At 72.8% G+C, this 22,844-nt stretch carries 19 protein-coding genes; 12 read left to right on the top strand and 7 right to left on the bottom strand.

Annotated features, from left to right (window positions below; all coding sequences use genetic code 11):
• Positions 1-98: 98 nt before the first annotated feature.
• From ABZ386_RS20260 to ABZ386_RS20225, 8 genes are all read left to right on the top strand, one after another.
• Positions 99-2,819: a discoidin domain-containing protein gene (locus tag ABZ386_RS20260; RefSeq protein ID WP_358965429.1), complete on the top strand. Its 2,721-nt coding sequence runs from the start codon at positions 99-101 to the stop codon at positions 2,817-2,819.
• 193 nt (positions 2,820-3,012) lie between these two features.
• Positions 3,013-4,680, top strand: a complete 1,668-nt coding sequence (locus ABZ386_RS20255; protein ID WP_351335787.1) for a pyranose oxidase — start codon at positions 3,013-3,015, stop codon at positions 4,678-4,680.
• Positions 4,681-4,701: 21 nt separating this feature from the next.
• Entirely contained in the window at positions 4,702-5,622 is a 921-nt protein-coding gene (gene iolE / locus ABZ386_RS20250; protein WP_351335790.1) for a myo-inosose-2 dehydratase, read from the top strand.
• The gene (locus ABZ386_RS20245; RefSeq protein WP_351335793.1) at positions 5,619-6,911 is read left to right on the top strand and encodes a VCBS repeat-containing protein; all 1,293 of its coding nucleotides are present in this window, start codon (positions 5,619-5,621) and stop codon (positions 6,909-6,911) included. The genes iolE and ABZ386_RS20245 overlap by 4 nt, the downstream gene beginning before the upstream one ends.
• Before the next feature lie 145 nt (positions 6,912-7,056).
• Positions 7,057-7,842: an ABC transporter ATP-binding protein gene (locus ABZ386_RS20240; RefSeq protein WP_356504188.1), complete on the top strand. Its 786-nt coding sequence runs from the start codon at positions 7,057-7,059 to the stop codon at positions 7,840-7,842.
• Between the two features lie 3 nt (positions 7,843-7,845).
• Entirely contained in the window at positions 7,846-9,156 is a 1,311-nt protein-coding gene (locus ABZ386_RS20235; protein ID WP_358965427.1) for an FtsX-like permease family protein, read from the top strand.
• 107 nt (positions 9,157-9,263) lie between these two features.
• Entirely contained in the window at positions 9,264-10,121 is an 858-nt protein-coding gene (locus ABZ386_RS20230) for a MoxR family ATPase (protein WP_351335802.1), read from the top strand.
• Positions 10,118-11,476, top strand: a complete 1,359-nt coding sequence (locus ABZ386_RS20225) for a VWA domain-containing protein (protein WP_351335805.1) — start codon at positions 10,118-10,120, stop codon at positions 11,474-11,476. The genes ABZ386_RS20230 and ABZ386_RS20225 overlap by 4 nt, the downstream gene beginning before the upstream one ends.
• Positions 11,477-11,624: 148 nt before the next feature.
• Here the strand turns inward: ABZ386_RS20225 and ABZ386_RS20220 are convergent, their stop codons facing one another.
• The 3 genes from ABZ386_RS20220 to ABZ386_RS20210 all read right to left on the bottom strand — a co-directional run bounded on the left by ABZ386_RS20220 (position 11,625) and on the right by ABZ386_RS20210 (position 13,785).
• Positions 11,625-11,984 (bottom strand): cupin domain-containing protein, encoded by a 360-nt coding sequence (locus ABZ386_RS20220; RefSeq protein ID WP_031117700.1) that lies wholly within the window; start codon positions 11,982-11,984, stop codon positions 11,625-11,627.
• A gap of 140 nt (positions 11,985-12,124) precedes the next feature.
• Positions 12,125-13,102, bottom strand: coding sequence for a pyridoxal-phosphate dependent enzyme (locus tag ABZ386_RS20215; protein WP_358965425.1), 978 nt, complete (start codon positions 13,100-13,102; stop codon positions 12,125-12,127).
• Positions 13,099-13,785: a helix-turn-helix transcriptional regulator gene (locus ABZ386_RS20210; RefSeq protein WP_351335811.1), complete on the bottom strand. Its 687-nt coding sequence runs from the start codon at positions 13,783-13,785 to the stop codon at positions 13,099-13,101. Before ABZ386_RS20210 ends, ABZ386_RS20215 begins: the two co-directional genes overlap by 4 nt.
• Before the next feature lie 199 nt (positions 13,786-13,984).
• Between ABZ386_RS20210 and ABZ386_RS20205 the strand changes: the two genes are divergently transcribed.
• From ABZ386_RS20205 to ABZ386_RS20195, 3 genes are read left to right on the top strand one after another with little or no spacing between them, the layout of a single operon-like run.
• The gene (locus tag ABZ386_RS20205; RefSeq protein WP_358965423.1) at positions 13,985-14,902 is read left to right on the top strand and encodes a zinc ABC transporter substrate-binding protein; all 918 of its coding nucleotides are present in this window, start codon (positions 13,985-13,987) and stop codon (positions 14,900-14,902) included.
• Positions 14,899-15,747, top strand: coding sequence for a metal ABC transporter ATP-binding protein (locus tag ABZ386_RS20200; protein ID WP_351335818.1), 849 nt, complete (start codon positions 14,899-14,901; stop codon positions 15,745-15,747). Before ABZ386_RS20205 ends, ABZ386_RS20200 begins: the two co-directional genes overlap by 4 nt.
• Positions 15,744-16,625: a metal ABC transporter permease gene (locus ABZ386_RS20195; RefSeq protein WP_351335820.1), complete on the top strand. Its 882-nt coding sequence runs from the start codon at positions 15,744-15,746 to the stop codon at positions 16,623-16,625. The genes ABZ386_RS20200 and ABZ386_RS20195 overlap by 4 nt, the downstream gene beginning before the upstream one ends.
• 6 nt (positions 16,626-16,631) lie before the next feature.
• Here the strand turns inward: ABZ386_RS20195 and ABZ386_RS20190 are convergent, their stop codons facing one another.
• Positions 16,632-18,329, bottom strand: a complete 1,698-nt coding sequence (locus tag ABZ386_RS20190) for an amidohydrolase (protein WP_358965421.1) — start codon at positions 18,327-18,329, stop codon at positions 16,632-16,634.
• A 140-nt stretch (positions 18,330-18,469) separates the two neighbouring features.
• On the opposite strand from ABZ386_RS20190, the gene ABZ386_RS20185 reads away from it, so the two are divergent.
• Positions 18,470-19,042 (top strand): MarR family transcriptional regulator, encoded by a 573-nt coding sequence (locus ABZ386_RS20185; RefSeq protein WP_351335826.1) that lies wholly within the window; start codon positions 18,470-18,472, stop codon positions 19,040-19,042.
• A gap of 14 nt (positions 19,043-19,056) precedes the next feature.
• Here the strand turns inward: ABZ386_RS20185 and ABZ386_RS20180 are convergent, their stop codons facing one another.
• From ABZ386_RS20180 to ABZ386_RS20170, 3 genes are all read right to left on the bottom strand, one after another.
• Entirely contained in the window at positions 19,057-19,749 is a 693-nt protein-coding gene (locus ABZ386_RS20180) for a gamma-glutamyl-gamma-aminobutyrate hydrolase family protein (protein WP_358965419.1), read from the bottom strand.
• Positions 19,746-21,236, bottom strand: coding sequence for an aldehyde dehydrogenase (locus ABZ386_RS20175; protein ID WP_358965418.1), 1,491 nt, complete (start codon positions 21,234-21,236; stop codon positions 19,746-19,748). Before ABZ386_RS20175 ends, ABZ386_RS20180 begins: the two co-directional genes overlap by 4 nt.
• A 64-nt stretch (positions 21,237-21,300) precedes the next feature.
• Positions 21,301-22,752, bottom strand: coding sequence for an APC family permease (locus ABZ386_RS20170; protein ID WP_355728078.1), 1,452 nt, complete (start codon positions 22,750-22,752; stop codon positions 21,301-21,303).
• Positions 22,753-22,844: the final 92 nt, after the last annotated feature.

Below are 22,844 nucleotides of genomic sequence, written 5' to 3'. Positions count from 1 at the left end.
TCCGCTGACGCTCGCACCCGGGCATCGACCGACGTCCGCTTCGCACGCCTTGCCGCGTTCCGGCTCGCCTCCCTTCCTCCGACCTCGTGGAGACCCCCATGCCGCATGCGCCCAGGCGGTCCTTACCGCCTTTAGGCCTCTCCCGCCGTACCCGACTCGCCGTCCCACTGCTCCTCTGCACGCTCCTCACCACCGCGTCGCTGTCCGGCGCCGCTCCCCCGGCGGAACGCGCCGCGCGGCTCTGCCCCGACGAGGGGCACGCGGCGCCGGCGGACTGGGCGCTCACGTCCACCGACCCGGCGAACGACCACCACGCCTACGTCGCCAACGGCTTCCTCGGGCACAGCCTGCCGCCGGCCGGCTCGGGCTACTCCGTCTCGGAGCGCAACACCGGCTGGCCCCTCAAGAGGCCCCGCTACGACGGGGCTTACGTGGCGGGCCTCTACGCGCACAACCAGCGGACGGCCGAGGACCGGCACGTCATCGCGGCGCTGCCCACCTGGTCGGGGCTCTCCGTCACGGTCGGGGACGAGACCTTCGGCCCGACGACGCCCGCCGACCGGATCTCCGGCTACCGGCAGACCGTCTTCCTGCGCTGCGGCCTGGTGCGCACGTCCCTGACGTGGACCACCGGGGAAGGCCGGGCGACCGACCTGGTCTACGACGTCGTCGCCGACCGCAAGTACCGGCACGTCGGTGCGGTGCGGCTGCGGGTGACCCCGCGCTGGCGGGGCACCGCGAGCGTCACGGACCTGATCGACGGCCGCGGGGCACGGCGGGTCTCCGCGACCGCGGACGGCCCCGGCGGGTCGGTGGAGGACCGGATCGCCGTGGCGTTCCGCACCGACGGGACCGGGGTGGACGGGGCGGTCGTGTCGACGCTGCGTCCGGACCAGGGGGTGCCGGTGCGGGGCTGGACCCGCGGCGGCGAAGGGCTGACCGCGCGGCAGTCGGCAGCCGTGCCGGTGCGCGCCGGACGTTCGTACGCGTTCACCAAGTTCGTCGGCGTCGACACCGCGTTGACCTCCGCGTCGCCCGCGCGGAGTGCCGCCGAGGAGTCGCTGCGGGCCGCGGACCGGGGCTGGGAGCGGCTGTTCGGGCGGCACGCGGCCGAGTGGGAGCAGCTGTGGAGCGGTGACATCGAGGTCGCCGGGCAGCCCGAGCTGCAGAGATGGCTGCGCGCCGGCCTGTACGGGCTGCTGGCCAATACGCGGGCCGGCTCGCCCGACAGCATCGCCCCGGCTGGTCTGACCAGCGACGACTACGCGGGGCTGAAGTTCTGGGACGCGGAGACGTGGATGTTCCCGGGCCTGCTGGCCTTCCGGCCCGAACTGGCCCGGCCGGTCCTGGAGTACCGGCACCGCACCATGCCGGCCGCCCGGCGCAACGCCGCCGCGCTCGGCCACCGCGGCCTGTTCTTCCCCTGGACCAGCGCCGACCGGGGCGATCTGCCGTCCGAGTGCCACAGCGTGGAGCCGGACCACTGCCGTACGCAGATCCACCTCCAGTCCGACATCGCGCTGGCCGTCTGGCAGTTCCATCAGCAGACCGGGGACGAGGAGTGGCTGCGGGAGCGGGGCTGGCCGCTGCTCAAGGGCATCGCGGAGTTCTGGGAGAGCCGCGTGACCCGCAACGGCGACGGCAGCTACTCGATCCGGAACGTCTCCGGGCCGGACGAGTACAGCAACTACAAGAACGACGCGGTCTTCACCAACGCCGGTGCCGCGACCACCCTGCGCAACGCCGCCCGCGCGGCCCGGGTCCTCGGCGAGCGCGCGCCGGACGCATGGACGGCGATCGCCGACGGGCTGCGCATCCCGTACGACGAGAAGACCAAGGTGTTCCGGCAGTACGACGGGTACGACGGGGCGCCCATCAAGCAGGCGGACGCCGTCCTGCTGATGTATCCGCTGGAGTGGCCCATGTCCGAGGAGGCCGCGGCCAACACCCTGGACTACTACGCCGCCCGCTCCGACCCGGACGGCCCGGCCATGACCGACTCGGTGCACGCGGTGGACGCGGCGGCCATCGGCAAGCCGGGCTGTGCCACCCACACGTATCTGATGCGGTCGATCCGGCCGTTCGTGCGGGGGCCGTTCGCGCTGTTCTCCGAGGCGCGCGGCGACCGCGCGGCCGGGGCCGGCGACCCGCACGCCGGGTTCCCGGCGGAGGACTTCCTGACCGGGAAGGGCGGCTTCGTGCAGGTCTTCACGCACGGGCTGACCGGGCTGCGCACCCGCTCGGGCGCGGTGCGCGTGGACCCGATGCTCCCGCCGCAGCTGTCCGAGGGCGTCACGCTCAGGGGACTGCGCGCGCACGGCAGGACCTACGAGGTGGCCATCGGGGCCGAGGAGACGACAGTGCGGCTGGTGCAGGGGGAGCCGTTCGAGCTCCAGACGCCGCAGGGCTCGCAGATCGTCAGCTCCACGGCGCCGGCGGTGCTGAAGACCCGCCGCCCGGACCGGGTGCCGACGGAAAACCTCGCCCGCTGCCGGCCGGCCGAGGCCACCTCGGAGCAGCCGGGCCTCTACGCGAACGCGGCCGTCGACGGGGACGGGACGACGCCCTGGTCGCCGAAGGCGGCCGAGGCGCGGCTGACCGTCGACCTCGGCCGCGCGGTGCGGGTCTCGAAGGTCGAGGTGGAGTGGACGGACGTCCGCCCGGGCTCGTTCCGGCTGCTCGCCTCCGCGGACGGGGAGCGCTGGAGCGAGGCGGTGCCCGGTGTCACCGCGCGCTTCGTGCGGGTGGAGGTCCGCGCGGCGGATCCCGGCGAGAAGGGAAAGCGGCCGGGAATCGAAGAATTGCGGGTCATTTCCTAGCCGCATAAACGGCTGTGCACCCCGGCTTTTCCGGCCGGGGTCACAGTCATTCCCTTTTCCGGAAAACACGAAATATTTGTCGGTTCATCACAGGAATACCCCCTTCAGGGGAACCTGGGGCCCCGCTATTTACGGAATTTCCGACCGCCGCCTCAATGGGATGGACCCAATTCCGTGAAAGGGAGGCCGCACCATGAGCAAGTACGACGTCGATGTTCTCATCGTCGGAAGTGGCCCGGTCGGCGCCACATTCGCACGGAAACTCGTGGACGCCGGACATCATGTCCTGATGATCGACGCCGGCGCACAGCTCTCCGGGAATTACGGAGAGCACCTCAAGAACAGCTTCCTGTACCAGAAGAACGTGGATCTTTTCGCGTCGGTGATCCGAGGACATCTGCATCCGATGTCCATCGCGTCGGACGACTCCCCGGTGGTCACTCTCGACCCGTCCTCCTTCTCGTACAACCCGGAGGAATGGCCGGGATTCGTCCTCAACAACCAGAACCCGGAGCAGAAGAAACGCGACAACCTCGCCGCGTGCGCGTCCACGTACGCCGTCGGCGGCATGGCGACGCACTGGACGTGTGCCGTCCCGGAGTTCCACGCCACCCTGGAGCGCACGTACAACGGCGAGGCCTACCCCATCGAGGCGACCACGATGGACAAGCTCTACAAGGAGGCCGCGGCGCTGCTGCACCGGTCCGAGACGGTGTTCGCGTCCTCGGCCCGCCACCTCCTGGTGCGGGAGGTGCTGCACCGGGCCCAGTTCACCAACGTCAGGGAACTCCCGCTCGCCGTCCGTACCCGGCCCGACCAGGCGAAGTCCGACGCCGTGCACTGGAGCGCCGCGGACACCGTGCTGGGCGAGCTCGCCAACCCGCGCCACTCCCCGACCCAGGGGTCCTTCCGGCTGCTGCCCGAGCACCAGTGCACGCGGCTGGAGTTCTCCGACACCGGTGACGGCGAGCAGCGGGTGACCGGCGTGAAGGTCCGCAACCTGCGCGACCTGAACGAGAAGGTGACGATCAACGCCGAGGCGTTCGTCGTCGCCTGCAACCCGGTGCTCACCCCGCAGCTGCTGTTCGCCTCGGGCCTGCAGTCCGAGTCGCTCGGCCGCTACCTGACCGAGCAGCCGATGGCGTTCTGCCAGACCGTCCTCAAGCAGTCGCTGCTCGACGACGTCGTCACCCTGCTGGGCAAGTACCCGGACGCCCAGAAGCGGGTGAAGGAGTACATCGAGAAGCAGAAGCAGAAGCAGGAGGAGAAGACGCCGGGTGCGGACCCGGTGCCGTTCCCCAAGGGGGAGCTGGAGCCGAACCTGTGGATCCCGGCCGTCCCGGGACAGCCCTGGCACTGCCAGATCCACCGTGACGCGTTCAGCTACGGCGAGGTGCCGCCCAACATCGACAGCCGGCTCATCGTGGACCTGCGGTGGTTCGGCATGTCCCGGCCGCGCCGCAGCAACCGGGTCACCTTCAGCAGCCACATCAAGGACACGTTCGGCATGCCCCAGCCGACGTTCCACTTCGAGCTGAGCAAGGAGGAGCGGGTCGACTGCGGCCGGATGATGGACCACATGATGCGGGTCGCCGCCCAGCTCGGCGGCTTCATGCCCGGCTCCGAGCCGCAGTTCCTCACGCCGGGCCTGCCCCTGCACATCGCGGGCACCACGCGCATGGGCAAGGACCGCAAGACCAGTGTCGTCGACCCGAACTCGCAGGTGTGGGGCGTCAAGAACCTCTTCCTCGGCGGCAACGGCCTGCACCCGTTCGGCAACGCCGCCAACCCCACGCTGACCAGCGTCGCCATGGCGCTGCAGTCGGTCGAGCAGCTCAAGCGCATCCTGCCGAGCGCCTGAACACGTGAAGGAGGCACGACCATGGCACAGATCAGGCTGGCCGACACGCACATCGGCATCACGCCGACCGGCTGGACCAACGACGACTTCCCGTTGCTGGGCGACGACATCACCTTCGAACAGTGCGTCAGCGAGATCGCGTTAGCGGGCTTCGAGGGGTGCAGCATCGGCCACAAGTTCCCGACCGACGTGAACGCGCTGAACGAGGCCCTCGCCCTGCGCGGGCTCAGCGTCACCGAGCCCTGGGTGAGCACGTTCTTCACCGTGCCCGGCATGCGCGGGCGGACCCTCGCGGCCTTCGAGGAGCGGATGGACTTCCTGGACGCGATCAAGGGGCCCGTGAAGACCAGGAGCATCGGAGTGGCCGAGTTCGGCAACTCCATCCACCTGATGCCCATCAGCCTGAGCGCCTCCAAGCCGGTGTTCACCGAGGACCACTGGAAGGCGCTGGCCGAAGGGCTCGACGAGGCCGGGAAACTCGCCGAGGAGCGGGACTTCCAGCTCGTGTACCACCCGCATATGGGCACCGGGGTGCAGACGCAGGGCGAGGTGGACACGCTCATGCGGCGCACCGATCCCGCGTACGTGCACCTGCTGCTGGACACCGGCCACCTGTACTGGTCCGGCGGCGACCCGGTGGCGGTGGTGGAGGCGCACGCCGGCCGTATCCGGCACGTGCACCTGAAGAACATCCGCAAGGCCGTACGCGACCGGCCCCAACTGGCCTCGGCCAGTTTCGAGGAGTTCGTCCGGGCCGGGATCTTCACGGTGCCGGGCGACCGGTCCGGCGGGGTGCCCTTCCCGGCCGTCCTCTCCGCCCTGGAGGCCAAGCAGTTCAAGGGCTGGCTGGTCGTGGAGGCGGAGCAGGACCCGCACGGGCCGCGCCCGCCGCTGTACTACGCCAAGCTGGCCCGCGAGTACCTGAGGGGGCTGGGGCTGTGAGCGCGTACGCCACACCGAAGTTCACCGAGTCCGTCATCGACGCCGATCCCCGTGACGGCTACTTCCTCCAGGCCGTCGACATCGACGGCGACGGCCGCCCCGACCTGGTCGCCTCGGGGCTCAGCGAGGGCCAGGTCGTCTGGTACCAGAACCCGTCCTGGACCAAGCGGACCATCGCGGACCTCCGCGGCCGCAAGCCGGTCGCCCTGGACGCCGCCGACCTCACCGGCGACGGCCTGCCGGACCTCGTCCTCAGCCACGACTACGGCAACTGCATGTTCGACTGCGGCCCCCAGGACGGCAAGATCTCCTGGCTCCAGAACCCGGGCACCGGACAGCCCGACGGTCCGTGGAAGCGCCGGCACGTCGCGGACCTGGTCTCCACCCACCGGGTGCGGCTGGGCCACTTCACCACCGACCGGCGCCTCCAGCTCGCCGCGTTCCCGGTGGTCGGGCCGCAGGGCGGCGCGGCCGGCGTCAACTCCCCCGTGCACATCACGGTGTACGACATGCCCGACGACGTGCTGGGCACCGAGGGCTGGGCGGGCCGGGCCGTGGACACCTCGCACTTCACCGTGGTGCACGGCGTGGTGTCGGCCCGCTTCCCGGGCACCCCGCGGCCGGACCGGGAGTCGTTCCTGCTGGCCGGCGGCGAGGGGATCAGCTGGCTGGGCCCCGGCCCGGGCCCCGGCTCGACGAGCCCCTGGCAGCACTTCACGCTCGGTGCGGGGGTGCCGCCGCAGAAGTCGCCGGAGCTGGGCCGGTACTTCCGGGGCAGCGGGAACCTCGCGGTCGGGCGGATCGGCGGCCGGTCCTGCGCGGTGATCCTCACGCTGGAGCCGTTCCACGGCAACACCGTCGCGGCGTACGTACGGCCCGACGGCACCGCCTCGCCGTTCACCAAGCCGTGGCGGCGCAAGGTGCTGAAGGTGTTCGCCCACCCCGACCCGAAGTTCGACGCCGCCGGACACCACGTGGTGGTGGCGGACTTCGACAACGACGGGGACGACGAGTTCCTGATCGGCATGCGCGGTCCCGCCCCGGCGCAGGGCGTCTGGTACTACAAGCTCGACGCGCAGGGGAACACGCTGCTCGAACAGCAGGTGAGCACGGAGTCCACGGCCCGGATCGCGGTGGCGGACTTCAACGGTGACGGCAGGCTGGACTTCGCCATCACCTCCTACGACACCGTCGGCTACTACCGGACCAAGGACCCGAAGGTGCGCCTCTACACCAACGCCTTCGCCTGGCCCTCGCCCGTCACGCCCCCGCCGGGCGGCGACGGCTGACGGCCGGCCGGGCTCCGGTTCTCCCGTGTCGCGGGGTGTCGCTGAGTACACCCCGCGATACGGGTTCTGCGGCCCGTGTGGTCATGCCGCCTTCTCCGTAGCGTCGTCGGCGAGGCACAGGGCGTGCCGCAGGAGGGGGGCGACGATGTCGCGCACCAGGCCACGGAAGGACCAGGACCGAGGACCCGCCGCCGAGGCGCTGCGGCTGGTCAAGGTCACCAAGACGTACGGGAGCGCCGACAGCGCCGTGACCGCCCTGGACGGTGTGACGCTCGGTCTCGGGCGGGGCACGTTCACGGCGGTGATGGGGCCGTCCGGCTCCGGCAAGTCGACGCTGCTGCAGTGCGCGGCGGGCCTGGACCGGCCGGACAGCGGGATCGTGCGGGTGGACGGCACGGAGCTGACGGGCGGCGGCGAGGCCGAACTGACGCGGTTCCGGCGCGGCCGGATCGGGTTCGTGTTCCAGCAGTACAACCTGCTCGAGACGCTGACGGTCGCGCAGAACACGGTGCTGCCGCTGAAGCTGGCCGGGCGGCGCGTCGACCGGCAGCGGGTGCGGGAGGTGCTGACGGCCGTGGGGCTGGGCGACCGGCTCGGGCACCGGCCGGACCAGCTCTCCGGGGGGCAGCGCCAGAGGGTGGCGATCGCGCGGGCGCTGGTCACCGAACCCCGGGTGATCTTCGCGGACGAGCCGACGGGCGCGTTGGACTCGCGCAGCGCGCGGGACGTGCTGGGGCTGCTGGGGCAGGCGGTGCGGGTGCACGGCCGGACGGTGGTGATGGTGACGCACGACCCGGTCGCCGCCTCGTACGCCGGCACCGTGCTGTTCCTCGCGGACGGCCGGCTGGCGGGCCGGCTGGACGCCCCGGCGGCGGACGCGGTCGCCGAGCGGCTGGCGCACCTGGGCGACGACGTGCCGGCGGGGGTGTGAGGGATGTTCGTACTGGCGATGCGGTCGATCCGGCAGCGGCCCGGGCGGTTCCTCGCGACGCTGCTGTGTGCGTTCCTGGGCGCGGCGATCATCATGACCTTCAACGCGATGCACGACACCGCCGGGCAGGCCGGGGTGGACGCCGTGAGCGCGGAGACCCTCTCCACGGCGGCGGGGGTGGTGGGCGGCTACGGCACCCTGCTGGTGTTCTTCGCGATCGCCTCGACGCTGACGGTCAACGTGCGCCAAAGGGCCGCCGAGATGGAGCTGTTGCGCTGCTCGGGGGCGACTCCGGGGCAGCTCGGGCGGATGGTCGTGGGCGAGGCGGTGGCCGTGGCCCTGGCCGGGGCGGCGCTGGCGGTCGGTCCGGCGATGCTCGGTGGCCGGGCGCTGCTGGGGGTGTTCCAGGACAGCGGCCAGGTCGCGCGGTCGGTCGGGTTCTCCTTCGGTCCGGTGGCCCTGGCGACCGGGGCCGGCATCACGCTCGCCGCCGCCGCGGGGGCCGCGTTCCTCGCCGTGCGGCGGGCGACGCGCCCGAGCCGGCGGCGGGGCCGGGCGCGCACGGTCCTCGCCCACACGGCCCTCGTGGCGGGAGCCGCGTCGGTGACCTCGACGTTCGTGTTCTCGGCGACGGACGCCGCGCTGATGGCGCCGCCGGCGTACGGGGCGATCCTGCTCTCCGTCGGGTGCGCGCTGCGGGCGCCCCGGCTGCTGGCGGTGGTGCTGGACCGGCTGCCGCTCGGCGGCGCCAGCGGCTGGCTGGCGGTGCGCAACCTGCGGGAGCGGGCCGGGCAGCTCGCCGGGATCCTGATGTCGCTGATCCTGTTCACCGCGATCGCCACGGCGACGCTGACCATGCAGGCGGTGGAGAGCGACGCCGTCGCCGCCTCGGGGCTGGTGAAGTCGGTCGACGCGAAGAACCTGGAGACGCTCAACTTCACGGTCGTCGGCGTCATCGTGGTCTTCGTCTGCGTCATGCTGGTCAACTCGCTGTACGCGGCGACCAGTTACCGGGAGCGGGAGTTCGGGCAGCAGCGTCTCGCCGGGGCGGCCCCCGGGCAGGTGCTCGGTGTGGTGGCGGCCGAGGGGCTGGTCCTGACGGTCACCGGCGTGTGCTGCGGCACGCTGGCGGCGCTGGCCGGGGTCGTCCCGTTCACCGTGGTCCGCAGCGACGCGGTGCTGCCGGACCAGCTGTTCGGCGTGTGGCTCGCGGTCGCCGGGGCCGCTGCGGCGGTGACGCTGGGGACGGGCCTGGCGACGGCCCGGCGGGTGCTGCGCACGCCCGCGGTGCGGGCGGTGACGTCGGCCGCGTGAGCGCCGGCCCGGCGGGCCCGGTGCGGGAACCCCGTGACAGCAGCGCTGAACAAGCGCTTAGATAGTGCTTCGTCCGCCCGCTGTCGCCGCCGACCTGGAGGCCCCCGTTGTTCACGTCCGTCGACGACGTCTCCGCACGTCTGGCCGAGACCGGCTACCTCGCCTCGCCCGCCGTCGCCACGACCGTCTTCCTCGCCGACCGCCTCGGCAAGCCGCTCCTGGTGGAGGGCCCGGCCGGGGTCGGCAAGACGGAACTCGCCAAGGCGGTCGCCGAGGTGGCCGGGGCACGGCTCGTCCGCCTCCAGTGCTACGAGGGGGTCGACGAGTCCCGGGCGCTGTACGAGTGGAACCACGCCAAGCAGCTGCTGCGCATCAGCGCGGGCCGCGACGAGACCTGGGACGAGACGCGGACGGACATCTTCAGCGAGGAGTTCCTGCTCACGCGGCCCCTGCTGACCGCCATCCGGGGCGACGAGGCGACGGTGCTGCTGATCGACGAGACCGACAAGGCGGACGTCGAGGTGGAGGGCCTGCTGCTGGAGGTGCTCAGCGACTTCCAGGTGACCGTCCCCGAGCTGGGCACCATCACCGCGACGCGCCGCCCCTTCGTCGTCCTCACCTCCAACGCGAGCCGGGAGCTGTCCGAAGCGCTGCGCCGCCGCTGCCTCTTCCTGCACATCGGTTTCCCGGACGAGGAGCTGGAGCGCCGGATCGTACGGCTGAAGGTGCCGGAGCTGGACGAGGCGCTGGCCCGCTCGGTCGTGCGGGTGGTGGGCGCGCTGCGGGCGATGGACCTGCGCAAGGTGCCGTCGGTGGCCGAGACCGTCGACTGGGCGCGCACCCTGCTCGCGCTCGGCGCCAACACGTTGGACGAGACGGTCGTCCAGGCCACCCTCGGTGTCCTCCTCAAGCATCAGGACGACCTCCTCAAGGCGTCCGCCAAGCTCGACCTGGACGCCCTGTGACCACGCGGTCGGGCGTCGCGGAGCGGCTGACGTCCCTCGTGGGGGCCCTGCGCGCGCACGGCGTCCGGATCGGCACCGGCGAGACGGTCGACGCGGCGCGGGCGGTCGAGGAACTCGGCCTCGCCGACCGGGAGCTGCTGCGCGAGGGGCTCGCGGCGACGCTGCTGCACGCGCCCGGGCAGCGGCAGGTGTTCGACCCGGTCTTCGACCTGTACTTCCCGCGTGGGGTCGGCGGCCCGGAGCAGCGGCCGGCGGGGCGGGAGGACCTGCGGGACCGGCTGGCCGACGCCCTGGCCGCCGACGACCGTGCCCTGCTGGGCCGGCTGGCGATCGAGGCGGTCGACGGTTTCGGCGGCTACGGTTCGGCGCCGGAGTCGGACGGCTGGTCGTCCTACCAGGCGCTGGAGCGGCTGCGCCCGCAGACGCTCATGGCGCGGGTCCGCGACACCGTGCGCGGCCGGGGCGGGAGTCAGGGCTTCACGGACCGGCTGCTGGAGGACGAGATCCGGCGGCGCATCGAGACCTTCCGCGCGCTGGTGGCCGCGGAGGCGCGGCGGCGGGTCGCCGAGCGGCGCGGGCGGGACGAGATCGCCCGGCGGGCGGTGGCCCCGACCGCCGACCGGGTCGACTTCCTGTTCGCCGGACAGGACCGGCTGGCCGAGCTGCGCAGAACGGTCCAGCCGCTCGCCCGCAAGCTCGCGACCCGGCTCGCGGCCCGCCGCCGGCGTGCCTCCCGCGGCACGATCGACCTGCGGCGGACCCTGCGCGGTTCGCTGTCGACGGGTGGCGTGCCGATGAAGCCGGTGCTGCGCCGGCGGCGTCCCGCCCGTCCCGAACTGGTCCTGCTGTGCGATGTGTCGGGCTCGGTCTCCGGTTTCTCGGACTTCACGATGCTGCTGGTGCAGGCGCTGCACGACCAGTTCGGCAAGGTACGGGCCTTCGCCTTCGTCAACCGGATCGACGAGGTGACCGGGCTGCTGGAGCACGGCAGCGCCGACCCCGAGGGCCTGGGCACCCGCATCCAGGCGGAGGCGGCGGTCACGGGCTACCACGGCAGCAGCGACTACGGCATGGCGTTGGGCGAGTTCGCGGAGCGCTACGCCGACGCGGTGGGTTCGCGCACGACGGTGTTCGTCCTGGGCGACGCCCGGACGAACCGCGCCGACCCGAACCTGCCGGCCGTGCGGCGGATCGCCGAGCGGGCACGCCGCGTCTACTGGCTCAATCCCGAGCAGCGCTCCCGCTGGGGCACGGGCGACTCCGTCGCGCCCGCGTACGCCGAGCTGGTCGAGATGCACGAGTGCCGCACCGCGCGGCAGCTGAGCGCGCTGGTGGCGCGGCTGCTGCCGGTGTGATCAGGCGGAGCGGCGCACGGCGGACCTCGCGGCACCGTGGGTATCGTCCGGACACCGGACCGCCGAGGCGATCCGGTGCCCGGAGGCGGACCACGCGCGGGCGGAGGTGGTCGTCATCGGGTGACACGTCCGCGCGGGCCGGTGGGTGCTATCCCTGCTTCGCGTACTCCCGGGCCGTCTGCCCCTGGAAGTCGTAGACCACGACCTGCTCGTCGCCCACGACCCACGCGTCATGGCCGGGCGAGCAGACGAAGACGTCGCCGGGTCCGACCTCGCTCTCGCCGCCGTCGTCCATGCGGATGTGCATCCGGCCCTGGGCCATGTAGCAGTTGTGGTGCATCTGGCAGCTCTCGGTGCCCGCGATCGGGCCCACGGACTCCGTCCAGCGCCAACCGGGTTCGAAGGTCGCCACGGCGAAGTCGAGATCCGTCATGTGGATGGCTTCGAGGTGGCCGCGGGGGAAATCACGCCGCTCGTCGGGCTTGTCGAGCGTCTTCACTTCCAACATGACGCGCTCCCTTCCGGCCGCGGTGCGCCGCGGCCGGGGCCGGGTCGCCCCGGCGGCCCTGGACACCGCCGTCGGCGGTCGGCCCTCTACACCTCCATGGTCCGCCCGTCCACCGGGGGCCGCCATTCGGGGCACCCGGTTCAGGTGCCGCCGCCGCACAGCGCGGCGAAGCGTTCGGCGTCGATGTTGCCGCCGGAGAGGATGACGCCGACGCGGCCCGGGAGGCGGCCCGCGCGGCCGGTGAGCAGCGCGGCCAGCGGGGTGGCGCCGCTCGGCTCGAGGACGATCTTCAGCCGCTCGAAGGCGAACCGCATCGCGTGGCGGATCTCGTCGTCGCCGACCAGGACGACGTCGTCGAGGAGCCTGCGGTTCAGGGAGAAGGTCAGCTCTCCGGGCGTGTGCAGCGCCTGGCCGTCGGCGATGGTGTGCGGGACCGGGATGCTGACGCGCCGGCCGGCCTCCAGGGACCGTTTGGTGTCGTCCCCGGCCTCCGGTTCGACGCCGATCACGCGGGTCCCGGGGTGCAGGCCCTTGACGGCCGTGCCGCTGCCGGCGACCAGTCCCCCGCCGCCGACGGGCGCGAGCAGTGCGTCCAGCTCGCCCACCTCTTCGACGAGTTCGAGCGCGGCGGTGCCCTGCCCGGCGATGACGTGCGGGTGCTCGTAGGGCGGGATGACCGTCAGGCCCCGCTCGGCGGCCAGGGCCTCGGCGAGGGCGACACGGTCGCCGGTGTAGCGGTCGTACGTGACGATCTCGGCGCCGTAGCCTGCGGTGGCCGCCCGTTTCGACGGCGGGGCGTCCTCCGGCATGACGATCACGGCGGTGGTGCCCAGCTCACGGGCGGCCAGGGCGACGGCCTGGGCGTGGTTGCCCGAGGAGTAGGCGGCGATGCCCCGGGACAGCTGCTCGGGGGTGAGGCGGGAGACGGCGTTGTAGGCGCCGCGGAACTTGAAGGCGCCCATGCGCTGGAAGTTCTCGCACTTGAGGTGGACCTCGGCACCGGCGAGCGCGTCGAGGGTGCGGGAGCGCAGGACCGGGGTGCGGTGGGCGATGCCCTCGATACGGGCGGCGGCGGCCCGGACGTCCTCGAGGGTGACGGGTGGGGTGGTGGTCGTCACGCGGGTCCTCCGGTGGGGGTGTCGTGGGCGGCCCGGGCCCGGGAGAGGTAGTTGTAGGCGGAGGCGCGGGAGATGCCGAGCCGGGCGGCGACCTGTTCGACGGCGCCGCGCACGGCGAAGACACCACGGGCGTCCAGCCCGCCGAACAGCTCCAGGCGCTCCGCGCGGTCGAGTTCCGCCCAGCTGCCGCGCTGTTTCGACTGGTGGGCGTCGACGAGGGCGTCGACCACGGAGTCGATGTCGTTGCCGAAGGTGGTGGTGGGCGCTTCCGCCGGGGCGGCGCCGGCTCCGGCGAGCGCGCCGAGCAGGGTGTGGACCTGGTGGACGGCGCTGATGTCCACGTTGACGCAGAGCGCGCCGAACACCGCTCCGGTGGAGTCCCGCAGCACCATCGTGGAGGACTTCAGCAGCGTTCCGTTCCGGGTGCGGGTGACGTAGTTCAGCTCGTCGGTGGCCTCGTCGCCGCGGGCGAGGACGCGCAGGCCGATCTCGCTCATCGCGCCGCCCACCGTCCGCCCGGTCACCGATCCGGCGACGGCGACCACGGACTTCTCCGGGTTCCGGTAGTCGTGCAGCACGACGTCGCAGACCGGCCCGAAGGTCGCGGCGATGCCTTCCACGACCGGTTCGAGCGCGGCGAGGATCGCGTCCCGTTCGGCGTCCAGGGCTTGTTCGGCGGACATGGTGCCTCCCCTCCATACGCGTCCACATTAGACCAGCAATCCAGTTCTTGGATAGTCCGTCCAGAAATTCCCAACAGTTGGCAATGGTTTTCACATGACTTCGGCCAGAACCCGCTCTTGACATTCATTGCCATCTAGCGTGGCGCCTGTCGCCGAGAAACCCCTCTGCAACCCCCTGCACATCCGCTCTGGAGGAGCCATGCCCCTGTCCACGTCCCGCCGCCTGGCGCTGCTGACCAGCGCGTCACTGGCCCTGCTCGCGGGCTGCGGCAGCTCGTCGGAGCCCGCCGGCAAGAGCGCTCCGGCGCGGGTGGCCGTGGTCGCCTCCACGAACGTCTACGGCGACATCGTGCGGCACATCGGCGGCGACAGAGTCGACGTCACCTCGATCATCAGCGACCCCGACCAGGACCCGCACTCCTACGAGGCCGACACCCAGAACCAGCTGGCCCTGTCCAAGGCGAAGGTCGTCGTCGAGAACGGCGGCGGCTACGACGACTTCGTCGACCGCATGCTGAAGAGCGGCCACAACGACTCCGCCCAGGTGATCAACGCGGTGAAGGTGTCCGGCAAGACCGCCCCGAAGGGCGGCGAGCTCAACGAGCACGTCTGGTACGACTTCCCCACCGTCGCCAAGGTCACCGACCGCATAGCCGCGGCCCTCGCCCAGGCCGACCCGGACGGGGCCGCCGGCTTCCGGAAGAACGCCGCCGCCTTCAAGGCGAAGCTCGCGCCGCTGGAGGCGAAGGAGGCGCAGATCAAGAAGGAGCACGGCGGCGAGGGGGTGGCGATCACCGAGCCCGTGCCGCTGTACATGACCGAGGCGAGCGGACTGGTCGACAAGACGCCCCCGGCGTTCAGCGAGGCCATCGAGGAGGGCGACGACGTCTCCCCCAGGGTCCTCCAGGCGAGCCTGGCCCTGTTCAGCGGCCACAAGGTGAAGGCGCTCGTCTACAACGAGCAGACCTCCGGCCCCCAGACCGAGAAGGCCGAGTCGGCGGCCAAGGCGGCCGGTGTCCCCGTCGTACCCGTCACCGAGACCCTGCCCAAGGGCAAGGACTACCTCGGCTGGATGACCGGCAACGTCGACGCGCTCGCGAGCGCGCTGGCCAAGTGACCGCGCTCCCCCGCCAGGACCGCACGCCCGTCATCAGCCTGCGCGCCGCGGCCCTGTCCTACGGCGACCGCGAGGTGTGGAGCGGCCTCGATCTCGACGTCCGGCCCGGGGAGTTCCTGGCCGTGCTGGGTCCGAACGGAGCGGGCAAGACCAGTTTCGTCCGGGCGCTGCTGGGCCGTCAGCCGCTGTCCGCCGGGACGCTGACGGTCCTCGGCCGGCCGGCGCGCGAGTCCGCCCGGCACATCGGCTACGTCCCGCAGCAGGCGGCCCTGTCCGCGCAGGCGCTGCTGCGCGCCCGGGACCTCGTACGGTTCGGCATCGACGGGCACCGCTTCGGGCCGCGGCCGCGCGGCGGCGGGGTCCGGCGCCGGGTGGACGAGATCCTGGAGTCGGTCGGGGCCGCGGCGTACGCGGACGTCCCGCTCGGGATGCTGTCCGGCGGCGAACGGCAGCGGGTGCGCATCGGACAGGCCCTGGCGACCGATCCGCGGATCCTGCTCTGCGACGAGCCGCTGCTGTCGCTCGACCTGAACCACCAGCGGGCCGTCACCGAGTTGATCGACGCCCGGCGCCGCTCCCACGGCACGGCGGTGGTGTTCGTGACGCACGAGATCAACCCGGTGCTGGGGCTGGTGGACCGGGTGCTGTACCTGGCCCGGGGCGGGCACCGGATCGGCACCCCGGACGAGGTGCTGACCTCCGAGTCGCTGTCCCGGCTCTACGGCACGCAGGTCGACGTCGTGCGCGTCCGCGGCCGGGTCGTCGTCGCCGGGGCGCCCGACGACCCGGCCTCCCCGCCGCACCACCCCGAGCAGGCCGACGAGACGGACGGAGTGCGCGCATGACACTCGCCGACGGGATCTGGCACCAGATCTTCGACTTCACCGACTACGGCGAACTCCTCGCCCTGGTCCGCAACTCCCTCATCGCCGGTGTGGCGCTCGGCCTCGTGGGCGGGCTGGCCGGGGTGTTCGTGCTGATGCGGGACCTGCCGTTCGCGGTGCACGGCATCAGCGAGCTGTCCTTCGCGGGCGCGTCGGCGGCACTGCTGCTCGGGGCGAACATCGTGGCGGGCTCGATCGCCGGTTCGCTCCTCGCGGCCGGTGCCATCGGCGTGCTGGGGGCACGGGCCCGGGACCGCAACTCGGTGATCGGCATCATCATGCCGTTCGGGCTGGGGCTCGGGGTGCTGTTCCTCGCCCTCTACAAGGGCCGGGCGGCCAACAAGTTCGGGCTGCTCACCGGGCAGATCGTCGCCGTCGACACCCCGCAGATGTCCTGGCTGCTCGGCACGTCCGTCCTGGTGCTGGTCGCCCTGGCCGTCATGTGGCGGCCCCTCACCTTCGCCAGCACCGACCCGGACGTGGCCGAGGCGCGCGGGGTGCCGGTGCGGGGGCTGTCCTTCGCGTTCATGCTGGTGCTGGGGCTGGCGGTCGCCCTGTCGGTGCAGATCGTCGGCGCGCTGCTGGTGCTCACGCTGGTCGTGACCCCGGCCGCCGCGGCGGCCCGCGTCACCGCCTCGCCGGTGCTGCTGCCCGTGCTGAGCGTGCTGTTCGCCGTGGCCTCGATCGAGGGCGGCATCCTGCTCGCGCTGGGCAGCAGCATCCCCATCAGCCCCTACGTCACGACGATCTCGTTCACGATCTACGCGGTGTGCCGGGTGGCGGGGCGGTACCGGACCCGGCGCTGGGGAGCGCGGCGGGCGGTGCCGCGGCCGGCCTGAGGCGCCTCACCGTTCGAAGACGACCCGTCCGTCGAAGATTGTGAGGTCGACCCGCGCTTCGGTGATCTCGTGCGGGTCGAGGTCCAGCAGCGGCCGGTCCAGGACGCAGAGGTCGGCCGCCTTGCCCGGCTCGATCGTGCCCTTCCAGTCGTCGGCGAAGTCCTGCCAGGCGGCGGTGGCCGTGTAGGCGCGCAGGGCGTCGGCGAGCGGCACGCACTGCTCGGGGCCGCTGGGCCGGCCGCCGGCCTTGGACTCGCGCAGCATCATCGAGGCCACGCCCTGGCGCCAGTCGGGCTCGGTGATGGGGGCGTCGGAGCTGGCGCAGACCCGTACTCCGGCGTCGAGCGCGGAGCGCACCGGCCACTGGTACGCGGAGCGTTCGGGGCCCACGACCTCGTCCATGAGGTCGGAGATGGTCCACTTGATGGCGGGGTTCATGTTGACGCCGTAGCCGTGCGCGGCGAGCTTCGCCAGGCTTCGCGGGCTGATGAAGTCGCCGTGGATGACGTAGTGCCGGGCGTCGGGGCGGGGTGCGGCGGTGTTCGCGGCGACGAAGGCGTCCACGACGGTGTCGATGGCGCGGTCGCCGGTGACGTGCACGCCGAGCTGGAAGCCGACCTCGTGGGCGAGCCGGATCATCTCGCGCAGTTCGCGCACCTGGAGGGCGGGGGTGTCGCCGTGGACGCAGAGGGCGCCGTGGCCGCCGTCCGGGTAGGGCTCGCTCATCCACGCCGTGCGGTTGGGCGGGACGCCGTCGCCGAAGATCTTGACGCCGATGGCCCGCAACAGCCGGGGATCGGCCGACTCGGGGCGGCGCAGTTCGGCCAGGCCCTTGCGGACGTCGTCGGCGGAGCCGCCCATGGGGGCGGGCAGGAGCAGGACGCTGACCCGGGCCTGGAGTTCGCCGCGCGCGGCGAGGTCGGCGTAGGCGGTCCAGTTGTCGGTGCTCAGGCCGCCGAAGAGGGTGCCCGCGCCGCCGGGGCCGAGGCCGGGCTCGGTGTAGCTGGTGATGCCGCGGGAGTGCAGCTCGCCGATCACGCCCTGGATGGCCCGGCGGCGCTGGGCGAGGGTCGGGGCGGGCAGCGCGGCCTGGACGAGCCGTCCGGCCGCCTCGCGCAGGATGCCGGTCGGGCGGCCGTCGGGGTCGCGGTCGATGACGCCGCCGGGCGGGGGCGTGGTGTCCGCGTCGATGCCGCAGCGGCGCAGTGCCTCGGAGTTGGCCCACACCATGTGGGAGGAGAAGTCGGTCAGGCAGACCGGGTGGTGCGGGGCCACCGCGTCCAGGTCCCGGCGGTGCGGGAAGCGGCCGGGGTCGGCGAGGCACTCGGCGAGGTAGCCGGGGTCCCAGCCCAGGCCGACGACCCACGTGCCGTCCGGCAGTTCCCGTGCCGCCCGTGCCACGGCCGCGGCGATGTCGGCGAGGGAACCGACCGCCGGATGACCGACGTCGACGGCGAACGGCGGCTTGGTCATCCCGTAGGCGGCCCCGTGCAGATGCGAGTCGTTGATGCCGGGCAGCACGGTCCGGCCGCCCAGCTCGACGATCCGGGTGCCGGGCCCGGCCAGGGCGCGCATCTCCGCGTCGCCGCCGACGGCCAGGATGTCCCGGCCGCGCACGGCCACGCCTTCGGCGACGGTGAAGCCGGCGTCGACGGTGAGGACCTGGCCGCCGGTCAGGACGAGGGTGGGAGCGGTGTCGCTCACGGATGACCTCATTTCGGGGAGGGGGAGGTGGGTCCGCGCCCCGTGCGGGGCCGGCTTCGTACAATTTGAGCCCGAACGACCGGACGGTGAGGTTGAGCCGCCCGGGCGTGACGCGTCAGGACCAGACGAAGGAGCCGCCCGTGCCGGGCCACCGATCGATCACCGAAGCCGAGAAACTCGCCGCGGCGAAGCTCGGGGGCATTCCGATCCGCCGGGAGCAGATGGCGGCGGTGGCGAACATCTACCGGGCCGCGTCCGCCGTGCGGCAGCACCTGGAGAACTCCGTGCTGCGCGGCTCCGACCTGACCTGGACGGCCTTCGTGGTGCTGTGGGTGGTCTGGGTGTGGGGCGAGTCCGAGACCCGGCACGTGGCGGAGGAGGCGGGGATCTCCAAGGGCACGCTGACGGGGGTGGTCCGCACGCTGGAGTCGCGGGGGCTGTTGCGGCGGGCGGACCATCCGAGCGACGGGCGGCTGGTGCTGCTGAGCCTCACCGACGAGGGCGAGGAGTTCATGCGGCGGGTGTTCCCGGCGTTCAACGAGGAGGAGGCGTTCGTCACCGCCGGGCTCAGCGACGCGGAGTGCCGCAGCCTCGCGGAGGGGCTGCGCAGCGTGGTGCTCCAGGTGGAGGAGCACGGCGAGGAGCGGCGGCAGGCCCTGCTGGGCGGCGCCGAGCCCGCCCCCCGGCGCAGCGGCCGACGGCCCCGGGCCTGACGCCCGCCACCGCCTCACCGGGCCGCGGCCCGCACGAGCGCGTCGAACAGGCCCTGCTGGGCCGGGTCCGCGTGGGCGGTGTCCTCGGGGTGCCACTGGACGGCCGTGAACCAGCCGCCCGCGCCGGGGAGTTCGAGGCCCTCGATGGTGCCGTCGGCCGCCCGGGCCGTGACGCGGAGGTCCGTGCCCGGGCGGTCGACGCGCTGGTGGTGGTAGCAGGAGGCGTCGGCCTTCTCGGCGCCCGTGGCCCGGGCGAGGACCGAGCCGGGTTCCAGGGTGACGGGGTGCACGACGTGCCGGTGCTCGTGTTCCGGGCCGCCCATGTCCTGCTCCAGGGTGCCGCCGAGGGCGACGTTGACGACCTGGAGGCCGCGGCAGATCGCGAGCAGCGGCAGGCCCGACTCCAGGGCGTGGCGGGCGACGTCCAGGTCGAAGGTGTCCTGGAGGGGGTCGACGTCGTAGACGGTGGCGTGGGTGTCGGTGGCGCCGTAGCGGGCGGGCGCGAGGTCCCCGCCGCCGGGGAGGAGGACGCCGTCGAAGCGGGTGAGCCGTTCGGCGGTGCCGGTGTCCGCCGGGTGGATGCTCACCGGCTCGCCGCCGGCCCGCCACACGGCCTCGATCAGGGCACGGGCGTTGGCCTCGGCGGCGTACCGGAGCGCGGAGGTCCGGGCCGCGAACCGGGCGGGGATCGCGATCAGGGGCCTCACAGCTGGATCCAGGTGGTCTTGAGCTCGGTGTACTTCTCCAGGGCGTGGGCGGACTTGTCGCGGCCGTTGCCCGACTGCTTCATGCCGCCGAAGGGGACGGTCAGGTCGCCCTCCTCGTAGCAGTTGACCCAGACCGTCCCGGCCCTGAGCTTGCGGGAGACCCGGTGGGCGGTGGACAGGTCGGAGGTCCACAGGCCGGCGGCGAGGCCGTACTCGGTGGCGTTGGCCAGGCGGACCGCCTCGTCGAGGTCGTCGAAGGCCAGCACGGACAGCACGGGCCCGAAGATCTCCTCCCGGGCCAGCCGGGAGCCGGGGTCGACGCGGTCGAAGACGGTCGGCTCCAGATACGTTCCGCCCGACTCCACGAGCGCGCGCTCACCTCCGGTGCACAGGCGGGCGCCCTCGTCGAGGCCGTGCCGGATGTGGTCGCGCACGCGCTCCAGGTGGGCCGGGCCGACCAGCGCGCCCATCTCCGTCTCCGGGTCGAGCGGGTCACCGACCCGCAGCTCGCGGGCCCGCCGGACCACGGCCTCGGTGACCCGCTCGGCGATCGAGGTGTGCACGAGCAGCCGGGAGGGGGCCGTGCACATCTCGCCCTGGTTGAAGAAGATGCCCCAGGCGGCGGTGGCGGCGGCCCGGTCCAGGTCGGGGGCGTCGGGCAGGACGATGTTGGGCGACTTGCCGCCGAGTTCCAGCCAGACGCGCTTGAGGTTGGAGTCGGCGGCGTAGCGCAGGAAGTGGCGGCCGACGGCGGTGGAGCCGGTGAACGCCAGGACGTCGACGTCCGGGTGGAGGCCGAGGGCCCGCCCTGCCGTGGGGCCGTCGCCGGTGACGACGTTGAGCACGCCGGGCGGGAGGCCGGCCTCGGTCGCGAGGCGGCCCAGGAGGAGGGCGGAGAGCGGGGAGTTCTCGGAGGGTTTCAGCACGACCGCGCAGCCCGCCGCGAGGGCCGGGGCGACCTTCCAGCCGGCCAGGGTCAGCGGGAAGTTCCAGGGCACCACCGCGCCGACCACCCCGGCCGGTTCCCGGGTGACCAGGGCGAGGGCGTCCGGGGCGGTGTGCGGGGAGGTGTCGGTGAGCTTGTCCGCGAGTTGGCCGTACCAGCGGAACGTGCCGATGAGGGCGCGCAGTTCGATGCCGTACGCGTCCGTGACGGGTTTGCCCATCTCCAGGGTGACGGTCAGGGCGAGTTCCTCGCGCCGCTCTTCGAGCAGGTCGGCGAGGCGGAGCAGGGCCCGGCCGCGCTCGGCGGGTGCCAGACGCGGCCAGGGCCCGCTGTCGAAGGCCCGCCGGGCGGCGGCGACGGCCGCGTCCACCTCGGCGGCGCCGCCGTCGGCGACCTCGGCGAGGACCCGGCCGTCACGCGGGGACACCACCGGGAACGCGGCCCCTCCCCCGGCCTCCTCGGCGCCGTCGATGTGATGGGCGCCGGAGAGCTGGAACGCCTTGGCGCGGCGGAGCCACTCGTCGTGGGTGACGGCCGGCATGGAGGATCCTCCTTTGATCTCGAACGATATGGGCGGGGCTGTCCGTGGGGGACGGTGCCCGTGGTCAGCCGCCGGCGGCCCTGCCCCGCGTCCGCGCGGCGATCAGGCCCAGTGCCATGACCACCGGCACGGACAGCGTGAGCCACAGGGCGGTGGTGCGTGCGCCGCCGATGAGGGTGGTGAAGTTGGCCAGGATGAGCCAGATCGCCCCGGCGATGCCGAGCGCGCCCAGCAGGGGTGCGATCAGGGTGTTCCAGGGCCGGGCGTCGAGGCGCTCGCGGCGGAAGAAGACCACGACGGACACCGACGTCAGCAGGTACAGCAGCATCATCGCCAGGACGGCGACGCCGCTGAACCAGGAGAACAGCGTCAGCACCGGGTCCTTGCCCGCCAGCGCGAAGGGCGCCACCAGGAGGACGGCCAGGGCGGTCTGCACGCACCCGGCCGCCCAGGGCGCGTGGCGGCGGTTGAGCCCGCACAGCCGGCGCGGCAGCAGCCGGTCGCGGCCGAGCGAGAACAGGTAGCGGTTGGCGGAGTTGTGGAAGGTGAGGATGCCGGCGAAGAGGGACGTGGCGAGCAGGACCGGCAGGACGTCGCCCACCCAGCCGCCGAAGTCCGCCGCGATGGGCGCGAAGACGAAGCCGGCGCCGTCGCCGCTCGCCAGGGCCTTGCCCGCGGCGGCCGTGGCCTTGGAGGCGCCGTAGGAGGAGATGAGCGTCCAGGAGACCAGGGCGAAGAAGCCGGTGACCACCACGACCGCGAGGTAGGTGGCGCGCGGCACGGTCCTGCGGGGCTCGCGGGCCTCCTCGCCGTAGATGGCGGTCGCCTCGAAGCCGAACATGGACGCCACGGCGAACATCACGGCCACGCCCGGCGCCCCGTCCAGAGCCGCGCCCGGGGAGAAGCTCTCGGCGAGGCCGAGCCCCTCGGGCCCGCCGCCCTTGACCAGGGTGACGAGGGCGAACACCGACAGGATGCTGAACTCCGCGAGGACGAAGACGGCCAGCACCTTGGCGCCCATCTCGATACCGGCGGCGCCGAGCGCCTGCACCACGGCCATGGTCGCCAGCGTCCAGAGCCACCACGGCAGGTCGAGGCCGGTGTGGCTCGCGACCAGGCCGCTGACGATGGAGCCGTAGAGGCCGTACATGGCGGCCTGGATGGTGCAGTAGGCGAAGAGCGCGAGGCCCGCGCTGCCGGTGCCGGTGGTCCGGCCGAGGCCCTTGCCGATGTAGGTGTAGAAGGCGCCCGCGTCCACGACGTGGCGGCCCATGGCGACGAAGCCCACCGAGAACAGCAGGATCACCAGCCCCGCCACCAGATAGGCGGCGGGCACGCCGGGGCCGTTGCCGAGGGCCACGGCGATGGGGGCCGCGCCGGCGATGCCGGTGAGCGGGGCCTGGGCGGACAGGACGAAGAAGAGGATGCCCAGGACGCCGAGGGCGTCGGGCTTGAGCGTGCCTGCGGTGGGCTCGTCCGGTTTCGCCGCGTGCCGGGAGACCGTCTGACTGTCCACTCGGATCACCTGCCAGAGGGGAGGAAGGATCGTTTCAGGCCAAACGAGTTGCCTCATGGTGGGGCGGAACTATCCGTTTGGCAAGGGGTGAG

It is taken from the genome of Streptomyces sp. NPDC006140 (assembly GCF_040628815.1).
In the GTDB taxonomy this organism is placed as follows: Bacteria; Actinomycetota; Actinomycetes; order Streptomycetales; family Streptomycetaceae; genus Streptomyces.
The sequence above is the reverse complement of the archived record's forward strand: the minus strand, read 5'-3'. Positions and strand labels throughout refer to the sequence as shown.

What these genes read in the sequence shown, in the direction of transcription:
- ABZ386_RS20175 (WP_358965418.1), bottom strand. Translation starts at nt 21,236, where the DNA reads ATGCCGGCCGTCACCCACGACGAGTGGCTCCGCCGCGCCAAGGCGTTC.
- ABZ386_RS20205 (WP_358965423.1), top strand. Translation starts at nt 13,985, where the DNA reads ATGCCCCTGTCCACGTCCCGCCGCCTGGCGCTGCTGACCAGCGCGTCA.
- ABZ386_RS20260 (WP_358965429.1), top strand. Translation starts at nt 99, where the DNA reads ATGCCGCATGCGCCCAGGCGGTCCTTACCGCCTTTAGGCCTCTCCCGC.
- ABZ386_RS20195 (WP_351335820.1), top strand. Translation starts at nt 15,744, where the DNA reads ATGACACTCGCCGACGGGATCTGGCACCAGATCTTCGACTTCACCGAC.
- ABZ386_RS20255 (WP_351335787.1), top strand. Translation starts at nt 3,013, where the DNA reads ATGAGCAAGTACGACGTCGATGTTCTCATCGTCGGAAGTGGCCCGGTC.
- ABZ386_RS20235 (WP_358965427.1), top strand. Translation starts at nt 7,846, where the DNA reads ATGTTCGTACTGGCGATGCGGTCGATCCGGCAGCGGCCCGGGCGGTTC.
- iolE (WP_351335790.1), top strand. Translation starts at nt 4,702, where the DNA reads ATGGCACAGATCAGGCTGGCCGACACGCACATCGGCATCACGCCGACC.
- ABZ386_RS20210 (WP_351335811.1), bottom strand. Translation starts at nt 13,785, where the DNA reads ATGTCCGCCGAACAAGCCCTGGACGCCGAACGGGACGCGATCCTCGCC.
- ABZ386_RS20220 (WP_031117700.1), bottom strand. Translation starts at nt 11,984, where the DNA reads ATGTTGGAAGTGAAGACGCTCGACAAGCCCGACGAGCGGCGTGATTTC.
- ABZ386_RS20240 (WP_356504188.1), top strand. Translation starts at nt 7,057, where the DNA reads ATGTCGCGCACCAGGCCACGGAAGGACCAGGACCGAGGACCCGCCGCC.